The organism is Aliivibrio salmonicida LFI1238, from assembly GCF_000196495.1.
Taxonomy (GTDB): domain Bacteria; phylum Pseudomonadota; class Gammaproteobacteria; order Enterobacterales; family Vibrionaceae; genus Aliivibrio; species Aliivibrio salmonicida.
The window spans coordinates 3,306,262-3,325,165 of sequence record NC_011312.1 but is presented as its reverse complement, the minus strand read 5'-3'; the positions used below and the strand labels follow the sequence as shown (position 1 = coordinate 3,325,165).

At 40.9% G+C, this 18,904-nt stretch carries 18 protein-coding genes and 3 pseudogenes; 19 read left to right on the top strand and 2 right to left on the bottom strand.

What is annotated here, in order from left to right:
- Positions 1 to 109 precede the first annotated feature (109 nt).
- The 14 genes from mnmG to glmU all read left to right on the top strand — a co-directional run bounded on the left by mnmG (position 110) and on the right by glmU (position 13,052).
- Positions 110 to 1,999 (top strand): tRNA uridine-5-carboxymethylaminomethyl(34) synthesis enzyme MnmG, encoded by a 1,890-nt coding sequence (mnmG, locus tag VSAL_RS16125; RefSeq protein WP_012551453.1) that lies wholly within the window; start codon positions 110 to 112, stop codon positions 1,997 to 1,999.
- A gap of 1 nt (position 2,000) precedes the next feature.
- On the top strand, positions 2,001 to 2,630 hold the full coding sequence (gene rsmG, locus VSAL_RS16120) for a 16S rRNA (guanine(527)-N(7))-methyltransferase RsmG (protein ID WP_012551452.1): 630 nt from the start codon (positions 2,001 to 2,003) through the stop codon (positions 2,628 to 2,630).
- Between the two features lie 15 nt (positions 2,631 to 2,645).
- Positions 2,646 to 3,443 (top strand): ParA family protein, encoded by a 798-nt coding sequence (locus tag VSAL_RS16115; RefSeq protein ID WP_012551451.1) that lies wholly within the window; start codon positions 2,646 to 2,648, stop codon positions 3,441 to 3,443.
- Positions 3,436 to 4,320: a ParB/RepB/Spo0J family partition protein gene (locus VSAL_RS16110; RefSeq protein ID WP_012551450.1), complete on the top strand. Its 885-nt coding sequence runs from the start codon at positions 3,436 to 3,438 to the stop codon at positions 4,318 to 4,320. Before VSAL_RS16115 ends, VSAL_RS16110 begins: the two co-directional genes overlap by 8 nt.
- 188 nt (positions 4,321 to 4,508) lie before the next feature.
- A complete protein-coding gene (locus VSAL_RS16105) occupies positions 4,509 to 4,898 on the top strand; it encodes a F0F1 ATP synthase subunit I (RefSeq protein ID WP_012551449.1) in 390 nt (129 codons plus the stop codon).
- A gap of 8 nt (positions 4,899 to 4,906) precedes the next feature.
- Positions 4,907 to 5,719: a F0F1 ATP synthase subunit A gene (gene atpB, locus VSAL_RS16100; protein WP_012551448.1), complete on the top strand. Its 813-nt coding sequence runs from the start codon at positions 4,907 to 4,909 to the stop codon at positions 5,717 to 5,719.
- A 61-nt stretch (positions 5,720 to 5,780) separates the two neighbouring features.
- Positions 5,781 to 6,038: a F0F1 ATP synthase subunit C gene (gene atpE, locus VSAL_RS16095; protein WP_012551447.1), complete on the top strand. Its 258-nt coding sequence runs from the start codon at positions 5,781 to 5,783 to the stop codon at positions 6,036 to 6,038.
- A 53-nt stretch (positions 6,039 to 6,091) separates the two neighbouring features.
- Positions 6,092 to 6,562 (top strand): F0F1 ATP synthase subunit B, encoded by a 471-nt coding sequence (gene atpF / locus VSAL_RS16090; RefSeq protein ID WP_012551446.1) that lies wholly within the window; start codon positions 6,092 to 6,094, stop codon positions 6,560 to 6,562.
- A gap of 17 nt (positions 6,563 to 6,579) precedes the next feature.
- Positions 6,580 to 7,113, top strand: a complete 534-nt coding sequence (gene atpH / locus VSAL_RS16085) for a F0F1 ATP synthase subunit delta (RefSeq protein ID WP_012551445.1) — start codon at positions 6,580 to 6,582, stop codon at positions 7,111 to 7,113.
- Between the two features lie 13 nt (positions 7,114 to 7,126).
- Complete coding sequence (gene atpA / locus VSAL_RS16080) at positions 7,127 to 8,668, top strand: F0F1 ATP synthase subunit alpha (RefSeq protein ID WP_012551444.1); 1,542 nt, start codon at positions 7,127 to 7,129, stop codon at positions 8,666 to 8,668.
- A gap of 45 nt (positions 8,669 to 8,713) precedes the next feature.
- Positions 8,714 to 9,580 carry a F0F1 ATP synthase subunit gamma gene (gene atpG / locus VSAL_RS16075; RefSeq protein WP_012551443.1) on the top strand — a complete coding sequence of 289 codons (867 nt, stop codon included), beginning with the start codon at positions 8,714 to 8,716 and terminating at the stop codon, positions 9,578 to 9,580.
- Between the two features lie 33 nt (positions 9,581 to 9,613).
- On the top strand, positions 9,614 to 11,017 hold the full coding sequence (gene atpD, locus VSAL_RS16070) for a F0F1 ATP synthase subunit beta (RefSeq protein ID WP_012551442.1): 1,404 nt from the start codon (positions 9,614 to 9,616) through the stop codon (positions 11,015 to 11,017).
- Positions 11,018 to 11,035: 18 nt separating this feature from the next.
- Complete coding sequence (locus VSAL_RS16065; protein ID WP_012551441.1) at positions 11,036 to 11,458, top strand: F0F1 ATP synthase subunit epsilon; 423 nt, start codon at positions 11,036 to 11,038, stop codon at positions 11,456 to 11,458.
- A 235-nt stretch (positions 11,459 to 11,693) separates the two neighbouring features.
- Entirely contained in the window at positions 11,694 to 13,052 is a 1,359-nt protein-coding gene (glmU, locus tag VSAL_RS16060) for a bifunctional UDP-N-acetylglucosamine diphosphorylase/glucosamine-1-phosphate N-acetyltransferase GlmU (protein WP_012551440.1), read from the top strand.
- A 224-nt stretch (positions 13,053 to 13,276) separates the two neighbouring features.
- On the opposite strand, the gene VSAL_RS16055 is transcribed toward glmU, so the two are convergent.
- Complete coding sequence (locus VSAL_RS16055) at positions 13,277 to 14,470, bottom strand: IS91-like element ISVsa9 family transposase (RefSeq protein WP_012548931.1); 1,194 nt, start codon at positions 14,468 to 14,470, stop codon at positions 13,277 to 13,279.
- Between the two features lie 149 nt (positions 14,471 to 14,619).
- Between VSAL_RS16055 and VSAL_RS16050 the strand changes: the two are divergent.
- The 5 genes and pseudogenes from VSAL_RS16050 to VSAL_RS16030 all read left to right on the top strand — a co-directional run.
- A pseudogene (locus VSAL_RS16050) lies at positions 14,620 to 15,702 on the top strand (MATE family efflux transporter); the annotation flags it as partial.
- 78 nt (positions 15,703 to 15,780) lie between these two features.
- Complete coding sequence (gene tnpA / locus VSAL_RS16045; protein ID WP_012548925.1) at positions 15,781 to 16,095, top strand: IS66 family insertion sequence element accessory protein TnpA; 315 nt, start codon at positions 15,781 to 15,783, stop codon at positions 16,093 to 16,095.
- Positions 16,092 to 16,439: an IS66 family insertion sequence element accessory protein TnpB gene (gene tnpB / locus VSAL_RS16040; RefSeq protein WP_012548924.1), complete on the top strand. Its 348-nt coding sequence runs from the start codon at positions 16,092 to 16,094 to the stop codon at positions 16,437 to 16,439. The genes tnpA and tnpB overlap by 4 nt, the downstream gene beginning before the upstream one ends.
- 71 nt (positions 16,440 to 16,510) lie before the next feature.
- Positions 16,511 to 17,999, top strand: a pseudogene (locus tag VSAL_RS16035) (IS66-like element ISVsa2 family transposase).
- A gap of 12 nt (positions 18,000 to 18,011) precedes the next feature.
- Positions 18,012 to 18,290, top strand: a pseudogene (locus VSAL_RS16030) (MATE family efflux transporter); the annotation flags it as partial.
- Positions 18,291 to 18,449: 159 nt separating this feature from the next.
- Here the strand turns inward: VSAL_RS16030 and VSAL_RS16025 are convergent.
- A complete protein-coding gene (locus VSAL_RS16025) occupies positions 18,450 to 18,719 on the bottom strand; it encodes a hypothetical protein (RefSeq protein ID WP_044583354.1) in 270 nt (89 codons plus the stop codon).
- Between the last annotated feature and the right edge of the window lie 185 nt (positions 18,720 to 18,904).

Genomic DNA, 18,904 nt, shown 5'->3' with positions numbered 1-18,904 from the left:
AAATTTTAAAACTTCATCATTTTTTCATTTCTCTCAAGCCTAGAAAAAGGGTAAAATACTCCTCCTTGATTAAATTCATCCAACTCTTTAAAACACCTAAGGTCTAATCATGTTTTACCAAGAAAACTTTGATGTCATTGTTATTGGCGGTGGTCATGCTGGTACAGAGGCTGCACTTGCTGCAGCTAGAACCGGACAAAAGACACTCTTACTTACTCATAACATTGATACATTAGGTCAAATGTCGTGTAACCCAGCAATTGGTGGGATCGGCAAGGGCCATTTGGTAAAAGAAGTCGATGCTTTAGGCGGGTTAATGGCTGAAGCCATTGATCACAGTGGTATACAATTTAGAACACTGAATGCATCGAAAGGACCAGCAGTTCGAGCAACTCGTGCTCAAGCCGATCGCGCGTTATACAAAACCTACGTACGTTCTGTATTAGAAAATCAACCAAACTTAACCTTGTTTCAGCAAGCGGTAGACGATTTGATCATTGAAAATGATAAAGTTATCGGTGCTGTCACTCAAATGGGCCTTAAATTCCGTGCTAAATCAGTTGTACTGACTGCTGGCACATTTTTAGGGGGTCAGATACATATCGGAATGGAAAACTTCTCAGGAGGCCGTGCAGGGGATCCTTCTTCGATCACTCTTGCTCAACGTTTAAGAGATCGTCCGTTTAGAATAGATCGTCTGAAAACAGGTACTCCACCTCGAATTGATGCGAGAAGTGTTGATTTCTCCAATTTAGAAGCACAACCCGGTGATAATCCAACCCCTGTATTTTCCTTTTTAGGTAACCGTCAACAACATCCACAACAAGTAAATTGTTTTATTACTCACACTAATGAAAAAACGCATGATGTCATTCGTAAAAATTTAGACCGTAGCCCTATGTATGCGGGAGTTATTGAAGGTATTGGTCCACGTTACTGTCCTTCAATTGAAGATAAAGTAATGCGTTTTGCAGATAAAGACAGTCACCAAATATTCATTGAGCCAGAAGGACTAACAACCCACGAATTGTACCCGAATGGCATTTCAACAAGCCTTCCTTTTGACGTTCAATTACAAATTGTTCGTTCAATGAAAGGATTCGAAAATGCACACATTGTGCGTCCAGGTTATGCGATAGAATACGATTTCTTTGATCCTCGAGATTTAAAAGCAACGTATGAAACGAAGTTTATTGAAGGCTTATTCTTTGCTGGTCAAATAAACGGAACGACCGGTTATGAAGAAGCGGCTGCGCAAGGCTTAATGGCTGGTTTAAATGCAAGCTTATTCTCTCAAGGAAAAGAAGGCTGGAGCCCGCGTCGTGATGAAGCCTACATGGGCGTATTAATTGATGATTTATCAACGCTTGGCACAAAAGAACCTTACAGAATGTTCACTTCTCGTGCTGAATACCGTTTGTCATTACGTGAAGATAACGCTGATTTACGCTTAACTGAACAGGGTCGAGAACTTGGACTTGTTGATGATATTCGTTGGTCTCGTTTTAATGAAAAAGTAGAAAATATTGAAAAAGAACGCCAACGTTTAAAAGATATTTGGATCAATCCAACGTCTGAAAATATAGATCAAGTTAACTCGATCTTAAAAACACCGATCGTTCGTGAAGCAAGTGGTGAGGATCTTCTTCGTCGCCCAGAAGTTACGTATTCATCATTAATGACAATTGAAAAATTTGGTCCTGCTAGTGATGATCAACAAGCGTCTGAACAAGTTGAAATTCAAACTAAATACGCGGGTTATATTCAACGTCAACGTGATGAAATTGAAAAATCATTACGTCATGAAAATACAAAATTGCCGTTTGATTTGGAATACAACAAAGTTAAAGGCCTTTCAAATGAAGTGGTCGCAAAATTAAGCGACGCAAAACCTGAAAGTATTGGTATAGCATCTCGAATTTCAGGAATTACACCGGCTGCGATTTCAATTTTGTTAGTTCATTTAAAAAAACATGGTTTATTGAAGAAAGGTAAGTAACGTGACCGATTTATCTCAACAATTCGATCGTTTGATTGCTCAAACTGATTTAACTGTCTCTGAATTGCAAAAAGAACAATTACTTGGTTATGTCGCCCTACTTCATAAGTGGAATAAAGCGTATAACTTAACCTCAGTAAGAAACCCAAGTGAAATGGTAATTAAACATATCTTGGATAGTATTGTTGTTAGTCCAAATCTATCTGGTGAGCGATTTATTGATGTTGGTACCGGTCCTGGTTTACCAGGGATACCATTAGCTATCATGAATCCTGAAAAGTCATTTACACTGCTCGATAGCTTAGGAAAGCGAATTCGCTTTATTAAACAAGTGATTCATGAATTAAAAATAACCAATGTCACTCCGATTCAAAGTCGTGTTGAAGACTTCCAACCGGAAGAAAAGTTTGATGCAGTCCTAAGTCGTGCGTTTGCGTCAATGACAGACATGGTGAATTGGTGTCATCATCTACCAAAAGAAGATGGTGTGTTTTTGGCATTAAAAGGGATCTACTCAGAAGAAGAAGCAAATGATCTTCCTGAATGGTGTTCAGTCAGAGATGTAGTGACATTGATCGTTCCGGAGTTAGAGGGTGAAAGACACTTAGTCACCTTAACCGGAAAAAAATAATGGAATGAGGTTAATGTGGGAAGAGTTATCTCTATTGCGAACCAAAAAGGTGGCGTAGGCAAAACAACAACGGCGGTGAACCTTGCCGCTTCAATGGCTGCAACAAATCGTAAAGTATTACTGATTGACTTAGATGCTCAAGGTAATGCTACTATGGCCAGTGGCGTAGATAAATACGACGTAGATGCAACGGCTTATGAGTTGTTGGTTGATGAAGTGCCTTTTGATAAGGTAGTTATAGAAGAAACCTCTGGTGGTTATGATCTCATAGCCGCTAATGGTGACATTACAGCTGCTGAAATTAAATTGATGGAAGTGTTTGCGCGTGAAGTTCGTTTACGCAATATGATCTACCCAGTTCGTGGTAACTATGATTTCATCTTTATTGATTGCCCTCCTGCATTAAATCTCCTTACAATTAACGCCATGGCTGCGTCCGATTCTGTATTAGTCCCTATGCAATGTGAATATTATGCACTAGAGGGGCTAACCGCATTAATTGACACTATTAGTAAATTAGCGGCAGTAGTTAATGCAGATTTGAAAATTGAAGGTCTACTTAGAACCATGTATGACCCTCGAAATCGATTAGCTAATGATGTGTCTGATCAACTTAAAAAACATTTCGGAGATAAAGTGTATCGCACTGTTATTCCTCGTAATGTTCGATTAGCGGAAGCGCCAAGTCATGGTAAACCTGCAATGTATTATGATAAATACTCAAATGGTGCAAAAGCATATCTTGCTCTTGCCGGAGAGATAATCCGCCGTGACGAACTGGAAAAAGAAAGGGAAACAAAAATTCATGAGTAATAAACGTGGTTTAGGGAAAGGACTTGATGCGCTATTAGCGACAAGCTCATTAGCTCGTGAAAAGCAGACTGCCGCTGTTCAAAGTGAGTCATTAGCAAAAAATGCTCAATTAATTGAGCTTGGTATTCATCAATTAACTCCTGGTCAGTATCAACCGCGTAAGATCATGGAAAAAGAAGCCTTGGATGAACTTGCTTTGTCTATTCGTTCTCAAGGGATTATTCAACCTATCGTTGTTCGTGAAATTGCACCATTACAATATGAAATTATTGCAGGTGAACGACGTTTTAGAGCGGCAAAACAAGCAGGGTTAAAACACATTCCATGTGTTGTTAAAGTGGCTGAAGACAAAGCCGCTATTGCGATGGCTCTGATTGAAAATATTCAACGTGAAGATTTAAATGCGATTGAAGAAGCTCAGGCGTTAGAACGTTTACAGAGAGAATTTGAATTAACGCATCAACAAATTTCGGATGTGATAGGTAAATCTCGCACTACGGTGACTAACCTATTACGCTTGAACGCATTATCTGATGAAGTTAAAGCATTAGTTGAAGCCAAATCTTTAGAAATGGGTCACGCCCGTGCTTTGTTAGCTTTAGAGTCTGAATTACAGATTGAATTAGCGCATATTGTCGTGAAAAAGAAGCTGACGGTTCGTCAAACTGAACAACAAGTAAAGAAATTATTAGCGCCAGTTGTTGAAGTGGAAGTCAGTGAGAAAGACGCTCAAATTGAAGCTCTATCTACAAAACTGTCAGAGACTTTGGGTTCAAAAGTCGTTATTACGCAAAATACGTCGGGTAAAGGTAAGTTAACGATTAGCTTTGACGAGGCTCACAAATTAGAACAACTGATTACAAAGCTAGAAAGTTAAATGTGATATAAAGCAGTAGTTGACATTATTATTGTATTTTTCATCGTAAAACTTACTGTTTTGTTCTCATAAATGTAACTATTTGATGCTATTTGATTGCATTCATATTAGTGCAACGTATAATTTTTGCAAAATCTTCACCTTGTGTTGATTTATATCAAGGTAAAGATGCTTTTAAGGAAGAATACATGGTAGCTACGTTAGCTAGACCTGGCCGTTTGCTAGCCAAACGACTGATTATGATCCAGCTTAGCGTGGTTATTTTCATGGCAGTAGGAATGAGCTTAGCCGTTAGTGCTAGCTGGGGGATCTCTGCGCTTATTGGGGGTGGCATTTATGTCATTGCTAATGCGGTATTTGCAGGGTGTGCATTTATGTTCAGTGGAGCAAGAGCGGCTAAAAAGGTTGCTGTTTCTTTCTATGCTGGCGAAGTGTTAAAAATTCTTATAACAGTCGTCTTATTTTCTGTTGCCTACGTGTATATGGAGGTGGAACTTGTTCCCCTCAAACTAACCTATTTGCTGGTACTGGGTATTAATATCTTTGCACCAGTTCTCTTTATTAACAACAGAAAATAGGAAAAGTTATGGCTGCGCCAGGCGAAGCGCTAACACAATCTGGATATATTGAGCATCACCTATCAAACCTGTCTCTTGCGAAACTAGGTATGGTTGCTGATGAAACAAGCTTCTGGAACGTACATATCGATAGCCTGTTCTTTTCTGTGCTTACAGGGATGTTATTCCTTTGGGTTTTTCGTTCTGTAGCAAAGAAAGCAACAACAGGAGTACCAGGAAAGCTACAATGTTTTGTTGAAATGGTCGTGGAATTCGTTGCTGACAACGTTAAAGAAACTTTCCATGGACGCAATCCATTAGTTGCTCCACTGGCACTAACTATCTTCTGCTGGGTTATTTTAATGAACTTGATGGATTTAATTCCAATCGATTTCTTACCATACTCTGCAGCGCATTGGTTAGGTATCCCTTATCTTAAGGTGGTTCCTTCTGCTGATGTGAATATCACCATGGCAATGGCGTTAGGTGTTTTTGCGTTGATGATCTATTACAGCATCAAGGTTAAAGGACTTGGCGGGTTTGCTAAAGAATTAGCACTTCACCCGTTTAATCACCCAATCATGATTCCATTCAACCTATTATTGGAAGTTATTTCGTTATTAGCGAAGCCTCTTTCTTTAGGTATGCGCTTGTTTGGTAATATGTTTGCTGGTGAGGTGGTGTTTATTCTTATTGCGGCAATGCTACCGTGGTATTTACAATGGGTAGGTGCACTACCTTGGGCTATCTTCCACATTTTAGTTATTTTGATTCAGGCGTTCGTATTCATGATGTTGACAATCGTTTATCTGTCAATGGCTCATGAAGATCCTGATCATTAATTTTAATAAAATATATTTATCAATGGCACTTTGCCGACAACAACAAAACTGGAGAAAGTAAATGGAAACTTTACTGAGCTTTTCTGCAATCGCCGTAGGCATCATTGTAGGTCTTGCTTCACTTGGCACAGCGATTGGATTCGCAATTCTTGGCGGTAAATTCCTTGAAGGCGCGGCACGTCAACCTGAAATGGCTCCAATGCTACAAGTTAAGATGTTCATCATCGCTGGTCTATTGGATGCGGTTCCAATGATCGGTATCGTTATCGCGCTACTATTCACATTTGCTAACCCATTTGTTGGTCAACTAGCGGGCTAATTGCCACAGCTAATTGAATTTTTGTAGCTGATTCTTAACGAGGGGTAGCTGTTTTGAATATGAACGCAACTCTGCTTGGTCAAGCAATCGCTTTTGCTCTGTTTGTTTGGTTCTGCATGAAATATGTATGGCCACCAATCATGGAAGCGATAGAGGAACGTCAGAAGAAAATTGCTGACGGTTTATCTGCCGCTGAACGCGCAGCTAAAGACCTTGACTTGGCACAAGCGAATGCTTCTGATCAATTGAAAGAAGCAAAGCGCGCTGCAACTGAGATCATCGAACAAGCAAATAAGCGTAAAGGTCAAATTTTAGATGAAGCTCGTGAAGAAGCTCTGACAGAACGTCAGAATATTCTTACTCAAGGTGAAGCTGAACTTGAAACTGAACGCAACCGTGCTCGCGATGAACTGCGTAAACAAGTTGCAACTCTGGCTGTGATTGGTGCTGAGAAAATCTTGGAGCGTTCTATTAATTTAGAAGCGCAGAAAGATATTCTTGATAACATCACTGCGAAATTGTAAGTAAAAGGGGCTAAGATATGTCGACAATGACAACCATCGCACGCCCCTACGCGAAAGCAGCTTTTGACTTTGCGGTCGAAAAGAACGAATTGAACCAATGGGTTCAAATGTTAACTTTTTGTTCAGAAGTTACAAAAAATAAAGACATGGCTCAATTGCTAGATGGTGCAGTCGCACCAGAAAAATTAGCGGAAATCTTTATTTCTATTTGTGGCGAACAACTGAACGAGTTTGGACAGAATCTGATTCACATAATGGCTGAAAACGGTCGTTTAAAGGTTCTACCTGATGTGTTAGATCAATATATCCTTTTACAACATGAGTTTGAAAAAGTGATTGATGCTGAAATTATTTCGGCAATTGAACTAACTGAACAGCAAAAAGCTGACATTGGCGCCAAACTTGAAGCTCGTTTAGAGCGCAAAGTGAAGCTGAATTGTAGCGTAGATGAGGCCCTGTTAGCTGGGGTCATAATTCGAGCCGGAGACCTAGTCATTGATAACTCAGTTAGAGGCCGTTTGAGCCGACTGAGTGAAACATTGCAGTCTTGATGGGGAATGGTGCATGCAACTTAATTCCACGGAAATTAGCGATCTGATCAAACAACGTATTGAAAAATTCAACGTTGCAAGTGAAGCTCGTAATGAAGGTACAATCGTTTCTGTAAGCGACGGTATTATTCGTATCCACGGCCTTGCTGATGTTATGCAAGGCGAAATGATTGAATTACCTGGTGGCCATTACGCACTAGCACTTAACCTTGAGCGTGACTCAGTGGGTGCTGTTGTTATGGGACCTTATGCTGACTTACAAGAAGGCATGAAAGTTACAGGTACTGGTCGTATCCTTGAAGTACCAGTAGGCCCAGAAATGTTAGGTCGTGTTGTAAACACACTTGGCGAGCCTATTGATGGTAAAGGACCTATTGACGCGAAATTAACTTCTCCAGTAGAAGTGATTGCACCTGGTGTAATCGATCGTAAATCAGTAGACCAACCACTACAAACTGGCTATAAGTCAGTTGACTCAATGATCCCAATCGGCCGAGGTCAGCGTGAGCTAATCATCGGTGACCGTCAGACTGGTAAAACAGCAATGGCGATCGATGCGATCATTAACCAGAAAAATTCTGGTATCTTCGCTATTTATGTTGCAATTGGCCAAAAGGCATCAACAATTGCTAACGTAGTTCGTAAACTGGAAGAGCATGGTGCACTAGCGAATACTATCGTTGTTGTTGCTTCTGCTTCTGAATCTGCTGCGCTGCAATATCTTGCACCGTATGCTGGTTGTGCGATGGGTGAATACTTCCGTGATCGCGGTGAAGATGCTCTGATTGTTTATGATGATCTATCTAAGCAAGCAGTAGCTTATCGTCAGATTTCTCTACTATTGAAACGTCCACCGGGCCGTGAAGCGTTCCCTGGCGATGTATTCTATTTACACTCCCGTCTACTAGAGCGTGCTGCTCGTGTAAGCGTAGCGTACGTTGAGAAATTCACCAATGGTGAAGTGAAAGGTAAAACTGGTTCTTTGACTGCTCTACCTATCATCGAAACTCAAGCTGGTGATGTATCTGCATTTGTACCAACTAACGTAATTTCGATTACTGATGGTCAGATCTTCCTACAAACAGAACTGTTCACCGCTGGTGTTCGTCCTGCTGTAGATCCAGGTATCTCTGTATCTCGTGTTGGTGGTGCTGCGCAAACTAAGATCATTAAGAAACTGTCTGGTGGTATTCGTACTGCTCTTGCACAGTATCGTGAACTTGCAGCATTTGCTCAGTTCTCTTCTGATCTTGATGAAGCGACTAAAAAGCAACTTGATCATGGTGAGAAAGTAACTGAGCTTATGAAACAAAAACAGTACGCTCCAATGTCTGTTTTTGATCAAGCATTAGTTATCTTTACAGCTGAGAAAGGCTACTTGAATGATGTTGAGCTTAAGAAGCTTGCTGATTTTGAAGAAGCTCTGCTGTCGTATGCTCGTGGTCAATTTGCCGATCTAGCAAAAGAGATCGACTCATCGGGTGCTTGGAATAAAGAAATTGAAGATCAGTTCGTGAAACTGGTTGAAGATTTCAAAGCAACCCAGACCTGGTAATTCGTTGGTGACCTGTTATGGGTCACCCGAAAACGGAGAGTAACGATGGCCGGTGCAAAAGAGATTCGTAGCAAGATCGGGAGTGTGAAAAGCACTCAAAAGATCACGAAAGCAATGGAAATGGTAGCCGCTTCTAAAATGCGTCGCTCGCAAGAGTCGATGGCAGCGTCTCGTCCATATGCTGACACAATGCGTAAAGTAATCGGTCATTTAGCGCTTGGTAACCTTGAGTATCGTCATCCGTATCTTGAGGAACGCGAAGCTAAGCGTGTTGGCTACATTATTATTTCTAGTGATCGTGGTTTGTGTGGTGGCTTGAACATTAACTTGTTTAAAAAAGTCATGGCAGGAATGAAAACATGGTCAGAAGATGGTGTTGAAATTGATTTAGCCGTTATTGGCTCAAAAGCAACAGCATTCTTTAATAGCTACGGCGGTAATGTGATTGCTCAAAATTCTGGTCTAGGTGATAAACCTAGTTTAGAAGAGCTGATCGGTACCGTTGGCGTTATGCTTAAGAAATATGATGAAGGTCAACTGGATCGCTTGTATGTAGTGAACAATAAGTTCATTAATACTATGGTACAAGAGCCAACAATTGACCAATTACTTCCTTTGCCTAAATCTGAAGATGAAGCAATGAAACGCACTCATGCTTGGGACTATATATATGAGCCTGAGCCTAAACCATTACTAGATGCCCTATTGATTCGATACGTTGAATCACAAGTGTATCAAGGTGTGGTTGAGAATTTAGCCTGCGAACACGTAGCGCGAATGATTGCGATGAAAGCAGCAACTGATAACGCTGGTGACATTATTGATGAACTGCAACTTGTGTATAACAAAGCCCGTCAATCGGCGATTACACAAGAGCTTTCTGAAATTGTTTCAGGCGCATCAGCGGTTTAAGCATAGGTATTTAAACAGTTTAGAGGATTAACGATGACTACAGGTAAGATCGTACAGATCATCGGTGCGGTAGTCGATGTAGAGTTCCCACAAGGCAGTGTACCTCGTGTATACGATGCTCTGAATGTTGTTGATGCAAAAGAACGTCTTGTTCTTGAAGTTCAACAGCAGATTGGCGGTGGCGTTGTTCGCGCAATCGTAATGGGTAGCTCAGATGGTTTACGTCGTGGCTTAACAGTAGAAAATACTGGCGCGCCAATTACTGTTCCAGTGGGTACTAAAACGTTAGGCCGTATCATGAACGTTCTTGGGGACGCGATTGATGAGTGTGGTGAAATTGGTGCTGAAGAGCATTATTCCATTCACCGTGCAGCGCCTAGCTATGAAGAGCAGGCAAACTCGACTGAACTTCTAGAGACGGGTGTTAAAGTAATCGATTTGATTTGTCCATTCGCTAAGGGTGGTAAAATCGGTCTATTCGGTGGTGCTGGTGTAGGTAAGACCGTCAACATGATGGAACTTATCAATAACATCGCACTACAGCACTCTGGCCTATCTGTGTTTGCAGGTGTAGGTGAGCGTACTCGTGAAGGTAATGATTTCTACTTTGAAATGCAGGAAGCAGGTGTTGTAAACATCGAACATCCTGAAGAATCAAAAGTAGCGATGGTTTACGGTCAAATGAATGAGCCACCGGGTAACCGTTTACGTGTTGCTTTGACTGGTCTAACAATGGCTGAGCGTTTCCGTGACGAAGGTCGTGACGTTTTACTATTCATTGATAACATCTATCGTTATACGCTTGCCGGAACTGAAGTATCAGCTCTGCTAGGTCGTATGCCATCAGCGGTAGGTTACCAACCTACACTAGCTGAAGAGATGGGTGTTCTTCAGGAACGTATCACTTCAACTCGTAGTGGTTCTATCACTTCAGTTCAAGCGGTATATGTACCTGCGGATGACTTAACGGATCCATCTCCAGCAACAACGTTTGCTCACTTAGATGCGACAGTTGTACTTAACCGTAATATCGCATCTATGGGTTTATACCCAGCGATTGACCCGTTAGATTCTACATCTCGTCAACTTGATCCACTTGTTGTTGGTCAAGAGCACTATGATATCGCCCGTAATGTACAATCTACATTACAGCGTTATAAAGAGCTAAAAGACATTATTGCTATCCTAGGTATGGACGAGCTATCTGAAGAAGATAAGCAAGTTGTATCTCGTGCCCGTAAGATTGAGAAGTTCTTAACTCAACCTTACCATGTAGCAGAAGTATTCACAGGCGACCCTGGTATTTACGTATCACTTAAAGACACATTAGCTGGCTTTAAGGGTTTATTAGCTGGTGATTACGATGACGTTCCTGAGCAAGCCTTCATGTACTGCGGTAGAATTGAAGATGCGCTTGAGAATGCGAAGAAGCTATAAGGCTGATTAGGAGGCGATATGGCAGCAATGACCTTTCATCTGGACGTTGTAAGTGCTGAGAAAAGTTTATTCTCAGGGCTTGTTGAAACGATTCAGGTGACCGGTAGCGAGGGTGAACTTGGTATTTTCCATGGACACACACCGCTGCTGACCGCTATCACGCCTGGTATGGTGCGTATTGTTAAACAACATGGCCACGAAGAGTACATTTATGTCTCTGGTGGTATTGTTGAGGTTCAACCTGGTTCGGCAACTGTTCTCGCAGATACCGCTATCCGTGGTGAAGACCTAGACGCAGCTAAGGCAGAAGAAGCTAAACGCAAGGCTGAGGAAAATATTAAGAATCAGCATGGCGACATTAACTTCGCTCAAGCGGCCAGTGATTTGGCTAAAGCGATCGCACAGCTTCGAGTTATCGAACTGACAAAACGTTCGCGTTAATCAAGCACCATTAGAAAGAAGGCGGCCTATTGGTCGCCTTTTCTTTGGCTGTTTTTCGCAATTCTTACTTATCTTTCATCTTATTCGATGCTTTTTAGCATATAATTTAGCCCGCATATTAATTCCATTGGTTATTTATGAATAATATTCATGAAGTAAATAATGGATTTAGTGTTTTTGGTATTTAATAAAGCTAGGCAAATTAAGTCAGCATAAAAAATAGAATGGGCTTTTTATGAACTTCAGTGCAGTAATTCTTGCAGCGGGTAAAGGCACTCGCATGTATTCAAATAAACCTAAAGTACTTCATACTTTAGCGGGTAAACCTATGGCGAAACATGTGATCGATACATGTGAAGGTTTAGGGGCTAAAAATATTCACCTTGTTTATGGTCACGGTGGTGATCAAATGCAAGCTGAGTTAGGCCAAGAGAGAGTAACTTGGGTACTTCAAGCTGAACAACTGGGTACAGGTCATGCCGTTAATCAAGCATCACCAGAATTTTCTGATGATGAAAAAGTATTGATCCTTTATGGCGATGTTCCATTGATCAGTACTGCAACGGTTGAAAACTTATTAGATGCTCAACCTACTGGTGGTATTGCTCTTTTGACTGTCGTTTTAGATAACCCGATGGGTTATGGTCGTATTATTCGTCGTAATGGCCCTGTCATTGCGATTGTAGAGCAAAAAGACGCGACAGAAGAGCAAAAGCTCATTAAAGAGATTAACACCGGTGTGATGGTTGCTACGGGCGGTGATTTAAAGCGCTGGTTAGCGGCGTTGAAAAATGAAAATGCACAAGGTGAGTATTATCTAACGGATATCATTGCTGCTGCTCATGATGAAGGTCGTGCAGTTGAAGCGGTACACCCTGTTAGCCCTATTGAAGTTGAAGGGGTTAATGATCGTGCACAATTGGCTCGTTTAGAGAGAGCATATCAAGCAGCGCAAGCTCAGAAATTGCTAGAGCAAGGCGTAATGCTTCGTGATCCTAGTCGTTTCGATCTTCGAGGATCATTGCAATGTGGTATGGATATTGAGATCGATGTTAATGTGATCATTGAAGGTAATGTTACCTTAGGTGACAATGTTGTCATTGGTGCTGGTTGTGTACTTAAAGATTGTGAGATTGATGATAATACAATTATTCGTCCATACAGCGTGATTGAAGGCGCAACGGTTGGTGAGAAGTGTACTGTTGGTCCATTTACTCGTTTACGTCCAGGTGCAGAATTGTGTAATGATGCGCATGTAGGTAATTTTGTTGAAGTCAAAAATGTACGTTTAGGTGAAGGCTCAAAAGCAAATCATTTAACGTATTTGGGTGATGCAGAGATTGGTAAGCGTGTAAATGTTGGTGCTGGTGTTATTACTTGTAATTATGATGGTGCAAATAAATTTAAAACCATTATTGGTGATGATGTGTTTGTTGGTTCAGATAGCCAATTAATTGCTCCTGTTACTATTGGTAATGGTGCAACGATTGGTGCGGGTTCTACGGTGACTAAAGATGTCGCCGAAAATGAATTGATGATCAGTCGTGCAAAAGAGCGCCGAATTGAACATTGGCAACGACCAACAAAAAAGTAAGATGAGTTAATCAAATTAAGAAGAAGTCATTATGGCTTCTTTTTTTATGCCTATTTAAAAGGTAAGGAATTTGAATGTTGCTGAGTTAGCATTGGCCCGTCTAAAAAAGCCAATTTCACCATCGCTGTTTTTTTAAAAGGTATCGAAAATATAATTATCGGGGATTTTATAACTGTTTTAGCCCTATTTCATGAGTTTTAGATACACTTATCCTACAAACCTTATTATGCTGCCCTCAATTCTGACTGAACTATCGCATGGGTGACTAAATCATTGACCGAATTTCCGACTCGGAAATTCGTAAACACCAGACGACTTTCACATAAAATACATTCGTACGGATCTACTTTTACATATCCTTTTAACATTGCGGCATACCCTGGCATTTTCGGCTCAGCTTCTATTGTCATACCTAAAGCTGCATAAACTCTAGGCAGAGCTTCTCCACGACGACGCATTGATAAAAAACCGTAGTATCGGATCATCTTGAAATGTTTATCAGGATAGTGCTCTACTATCCGTCTTATCATCTCTTCTGGTGATAATGTTAGGCTGTCTGTTGTTCCTGTTCGATGGTCTAAATAATTAAACGTTATCATTCCGCCTTTGGCGTAATGACTTAAACGTGACGCTGAAATCGGGGGCCGTTTTAAATACCGACCAAGATAGTTCATCGTCGGTTTTACATTATTTGTCTTTTTAGCAAAATGAAGCTTCCAACGACGATTATATTGACTGCTTAAAAAGCGTGACCAATCCGTTTTATTACGGATATAGGGGCATTCTTCGCTTGATAAATCAAGCTCATCATAAGCCTTACCCAATAAACTGACGATAGCCGCTCTCCAACAAGGCTCTGTCGTTTTCATTTGGAAGTAAATGGGTTTCCATAAACCGGTACGTTCACAAATTCCCCCACGAGTGACCGATAAATGTAAGTGCGTATTCCAATTCAGTTTTCGACCGTAAGTATGAAGAGCACAAAAGATACCGACATCTATTCCTTTATCTTTTGCCCATCCCAGCAGAATGTTTGCAGCACATTTGAATAATTTATTTAACAGCCAACGGTTATGACGAAAGATAGGCCATAGCGTGTTTGGAAGGGTAAAGGTGATGTGTTGATATTCGCATTCAGGGAAGACATGTTGTTGCTTTTGTATCCATCGCTCTGTGGCTTTCATGCCACAGCTACTGCACGCTCGAGATTTACAGGTTTGGTGAATATATTTGATATGGGTACAGTCAGGGTTGCAACAATGATATTCGCGAGAGCCAAAAGCCGCTGTCCCACAGGACAGCATCTTTGTGACATTTTCAATCACGACCGCTCTTAGGTTAGCTTTGTTATTATGAAGAAATTTAAGCCAGTTATTTTGACTATTAAATAATTGTTTCAGGGGTTTATATGCGTGCATGGCGATAGGATAAACGATTTATTGGCAACAATGGAAGAGGTTGAGTCCTTTTGATTTGCGCCGTAGGCGCCTATTGTTCACCTTAAGCAACTTGTTGCGCCTCTGCTCTTACTGCTACACTACCCATCCAGCCACCACTCGAGAAAACCATGCTAGATAAACACGGTTTACTAACCCAACCTATCGCCGACGTATTACAAAAACTCACCACCCCAATGGTGTTTGGCATGGTTGCGATTCTTCTGTTCAACTTGGTGGATACCTTCTTTATTTCATTGCTTGGTACCGATGCCCTTGCTGCGGTGAGTTTTACCTTCCCCGTAACCTTTGCGGTGAACTGCATTACGATGGGGATTGGGGTTGGATTATCTGCCTCTATTGGACGTTTGCTCGGACAAGGCAACAGTAAACACGCGGCTCAATTAACAACGCACGGATTAATCTTAGCGGTCATTCTTATTCTTATCGCTTGCAGCATTGGCTTTTTCACCATTGAACCCCTGTTTCGATTATTAGGTGCAGAAGACAAACTGTTACCTCTTATCCATCAATATATGTCCATCTGGTATCTCACTATTCCGCTACTGGTTATTCCAATGTCGAGTAACAGTGCCATTCGAGCCACGGGTGACACAACCACTCCGGCGAAAATCATGATGCTGGCAGGGTTAATTAATGGCGTACTCGATCCTCTACTTATCTTTGGTTATGGGCCTTTTCCTGAGTTAGGCATTCAAGGTGCAGCGATTGCCAGTGGCATCAGTTGGTTTGGTGCGTTATGTGCTTCTTTTTATGTATTAACTCGAAAAGTAAAATTGCTTGCTCCACCAAAGCCATCAGAGATAAAACAAGATTGGCATCAGATCTTAAAAATCGGCTCTCCCGCAGCATTATCAAACGCATTAAACCCTATCTCTGGAGCCATTTTAATGATGATGCTTGCCAGCCAAGGTACGGTTGCGGTCGCCTCTTATGGTGCAGCGCAACGAGTCGAGTCATTAATGTTATTAGTGATGATGGCACTTACGTCTTCATTAAGCCCATTTGTCGCTCAAAACCTTGGCGCAAAACAGCCAGAGCGAGTCAAAGAGGCCATATTCTTAGCGATGAAGTTCTCCGTCATCTTCCAACTGTTTCTCTATATTTTAATTGTTCCACTGAGTATCCCGCTATCTCATCTATTTAGCCAAGATGATGCTGTTCAACACGGCCTGTGGATGTACTTGATTGTAAGCGTGCGGGGAACTACACCTAACAAATAAAATTCATTATGCGTATCTTACGATCTTTCATTTAACGAGAACGTAATTATGCAAAAAGATAAAAAGAGAACACCAGAGCAATGGCACGCTCTATTTGAATCTCAGCAATCTAGCAAGCTTAGTGCCGCTGAATTTTGTCGTAACCATAATATTCTGCCAAAGACATTTAGTGCACGTAAAGCACGATGGAAACAAAAGATTAACGCTTCTACTTTCTTGAAAGTAGAAGCGTTAACATCAACTATCATCGCCACTCCACAATTACCAGATATTCAACTTTCTATCGGAAAATTGCGATTAACATTGCCAGCTAATACTGAACCTCACTGGATAGGACTCTTATTAAAAGGGTATCAATCATGAATGTATTTACTGATGTTTCCACCATTTATCTTCATCGTGATTTTGTCGATTTTCGCAAGGCCATTAATGGCCTTGTCGTGATTGTTGAGCAAGAAATGCAACTATCACCGTTTAGTGATGCTCTATTTATATTTTGCAATAAGCCTCGTGATAAACTCAAAATATTGTATTGGGATAAAACAGGATTCGCTTTATGGTACAAGCGATTAGATGAAGACCGCTTCAAATGGCCACGAAATATAAATAACGATACGTTAGCATTATCAGAGCAGCAACTGACACTGCTATTACAAGGTTTTGATATCTTAGGACATCAACCGGTACATTATCAAACAACCCTTTGAATAGTTGATTCTCAGTCAAGAATAGGAGGCAACCGATTGATTACCTGTATTATCGTTATATAGTCATCTACATGACTGATAAAATAAAACCACTTCCTGATACCATTGACGAGCTGAAAGCACTTGTGCTTCAGCTTGAAAATAAATATAACCGTCTTCTAGAGCAATTTCGGCTGGCTCAACATCAGCGCTTTGGTAAAAGCAGTGAATCTGACTCGACTCAATTTGATTTATTCAATGAAACAGAAGAAGAAATCATCATTGAAAATGATGACACACAAACGATTACCTACACTCGTCAAAAGCCAAAACGCCAACGCTTACCTGAAGACTTACCGCGTACTGTTATTATCCACGACATAAAAGATAAAACTTGTAAGTGTTGCGGTCTAGAGATGCATGCGATGGGTAAAGACATCAGTGAAAAGTTGGAATTTGTACCAGCTAAAGTGGAAGTTATTCAACATGTTCGTCCTAAATATGCTTGCCGAAATTGTGAAAAAAACAATACTTCAGTAGACATTAAACAAGCCCCAATGCCAGCGTCACCAATCCCTAAAGGGATTGCGACCGCAAGTTTACTTGCTCAAATTATTACGGCTAAATTTCAATACAGTCTTCCACTTTATCGTCAAGAAACGTTATTTCAGCAATGGGGGTATCATTATTGGACGGCGAACGATGGCGGATTGGTTAATAAAATGCTCGGTACTATTTACCCCTCTTTATAACGAGTTACATCGTATTTTGCTTGAACAACCCACTCTGCATTGTGATGAAACAACGGTAAATGTGTTGGATGTTGAAAAAGCAAAATGTTATATGTGGGTCTACTGCTCTGGCTATGATTCTCCAGGCTCTGGTGTTTTGCCTGGAATTGTACTTTATGATTATCAATCTAGCAGGCATGGCTACCATCCAGTTAACTTTTTAAAAGGTTATAACGGGTATTTACATACCGATGGTTACCAAGGTTATGAACAAACTGAAGCGATTTTAGTTGGCTGTTGGGCACACGCACGTCGACGATTTATTGAGGCTCAACGTGTTCAAGTAAAAGGGAAAACAGGGAGTGCAGATTGGGTATTGAGTAAAATCCAAAAGCTATACCGGATCGAATCGTTATTAAAAGAGGCTTCCCCTGAAGCCAAGTATGTTGCTAGGCAGACAGAAGCCCGCGATTTACTTAAAGAGCTCCGTGATTGGCTTGATAGCGCAGTTAGTCGAGTATCACCTAAAACAAAATTAGGTGAGGCGATTAGCTATACATTAAATCAATGGGATAAATTAGTTCGTTATATTGATGATGGATTGTTATCTATTGATAACAATCGAGCAGAGCGAGCGGTTAAACCGTTTGTTATCGGCCGGAAAAACTGGTTATTTTCGGGTTCAACGGCTGGTGCAGATTCAAGTGCAATGCTTTACAGCATTGTAGAAACAGCAAAGGCAAACGGATTAATCCCTTACGATTATATTAGGTATTGTCTAGATCGTTTATGTGTTGGATCGCCAGATATCGATTCACTTTTACCTTGGAATGTAAAAGACAAGGTGTAGTTCCCCGCACGCTTACACTTGATTTGTGTGCCATTCAGTTATGGATTCCAAGGCATTGTGATGGTGCTTGTGAGCAGCTTAAATGCGATGCAAAAACCGTTACATTCTTTCAGTTGGAGTTTCATGAGGTTGTTTGTGTTTACCTTACCGACGGCGTGGATTGGCAGTCACTTTTATGGCATGGAAGGATTGTTTGTTGGGATTGCAATTGGGAATGTGATGGGTGGGATAAGTGCGTGGGTGTTTGTGAAGCATAGTAAGTTATTGGAGACTATACGCTTCGCTAACTAGAATCTAGACCGCTTCGCTCCTATAAGAGCAACACCATACTCGCTTTTGATCTTATAGTCTCTCGTTAGCGCAGCGTATAGTTTCTAGTTCTATACTTACCAACCCCTCCTCCCCACCCCTTTAACCTGCAAGCGAAGCGATCTGAACGCTGATCTTTAATTACGAAAAAATATATTTTAGCGAAGCAATTAATACCGTCACACCAATACCCAGCATCAGCTTTTTTATCCAATCCAAATCTTTTTTAATCGTAGATAACTCATCCGTCATATGTGCTTTTACATCATACATATCTGCCTTTGTAGATATTTGAGTTTCTAGCATTGCAAGTTGGTTTTCAGCTAGCACTTCCGCTGTCTTTTCTTCCATTCCAGATTTAACGAGCTCTTTAATAAAAGTATGAGTATTAAATAATTCTACTTTTTGCATATAAACCTCTGATTTGGATATAGTGAAGAATATGAGTGTTATTGGTTTAAAATTATACATTAAGTTAAGGCTAGAGACTATACGCTACGCTAACTAGAACGCTTCGCTCTTAGCTCTTAGCTTTTATAGGGGCGAAGCGGTCTAGTCTCTAGTTAGCGCAGCGTATAGTCTCTGGCCCATTTTCA

What these genes read in the sequence shown, in the direction of transcription:
- atpB (WP_012551448.1), top strand. Translation starts at nt 4,907, where the DNA reads ATGGCTGCGCCAGGCGAAGCGCTAACACAATCTGGATATATTGAGCAT.
- VSAL_RS16025 (WP_044583354.1), bottom strand. Translation starts at nt 18,719, where the DNA reads ATGCAAAAAGTAGAATTATTTAATACTCATACTTTTATTAAAGAGCTC.
- atpD (WP_012551442.1), top strand. Translation starts at nt 9,614, where the DNA reads ATGACTACAGGTAAGATCGTACAGATCATCGGTGCGGTAGTCGATGTA.
- tnpB (WP_012548924.1), top strand. Translation starts at nt 16,092, where the DNA reads ATGAATGTATTTACTGATGTTTCCACCATTTATCTTCATCGTGATTTT.
- VSAL_RS16105 (WP_012551449.1), top strand. Translation starts at nt 4,509, where the DNA reads ATGGTAGCTACGTTAGCTAGACCTGGCCGTTTGCTAGCCAAACGACTG.
- VSAL_RS16065 (WP_012551441.1), top strand. Translation starts at nt 11,036, where the DNA reads ATGGCAGCAATGACCTTTCATCTGGACGTTGTAAGTGCTGAGAAAAGT.
- glmU (WP_012551440.1), top strand. Translation starts at nt 11,694, where the DNA reads ATGAACTTCAGTGCAGTAATTCTTGCAGCGGGTAAAGGCACTCGCATG.
- VSAL_RS16110 (WP_012551450.1), top strand. Translation starts at nt 3,436, where the DNA reads ATGAGTAATAAACGTGGTTTAGGGAAAGGACTTGATGCGCTATTAGCG.
- atpE (WP_012551447.1), top strand. Translation starts at nt 5,781, where the DNA reads ATGGAAACTTTACTGAGCTTTTCTGCAATCGCCGTAGGCATCATTGTA.
- atpG (WP_012551443.1), top strand. Translation starts at nt 8,714, where the DNA reads ATGGCCGGTGCAAAAGAGATTCGTAGCAAGATCGGGAGTGTGAAAAGC.
- tnpA (WP_012548925.1), top strand. Translation starts at nt 15,781, where the DNA reads ATGCAAAAAGATAAAAAGAGAACACCAGAGCAATGGCACGCTCTATTT.
- atpA (WP_012551444.1), top strand. Translation starts at nt 7,127, where the DNA reads ATGCAACTTAATTCCACGGAAATTAGCGATCTGATCAAACAACGTATT.
- VSAL_RS16055 (WP_012548931.1), bottom strand. Translation starts at nt 14,470, where the DNA reads ATGCACGCATATAAACCCCTGAAACAATTATTTAATAGTCAAAATAAC.
- atpH (WP_012551445.1), top strand. Translation starts at nt 6,580, where the DNA reads ATGTCGACAATGACAACCATCGCACGCCCCTACGCGAAAGCAGCTTTT.
- mnmG (WP_012551453.1), top strand. Translation starts at nt 110, where the DNA reads ATGTTTTACCAAGAAAACTTTGATGTCATTGTTATTGGCGGTGGTCAT.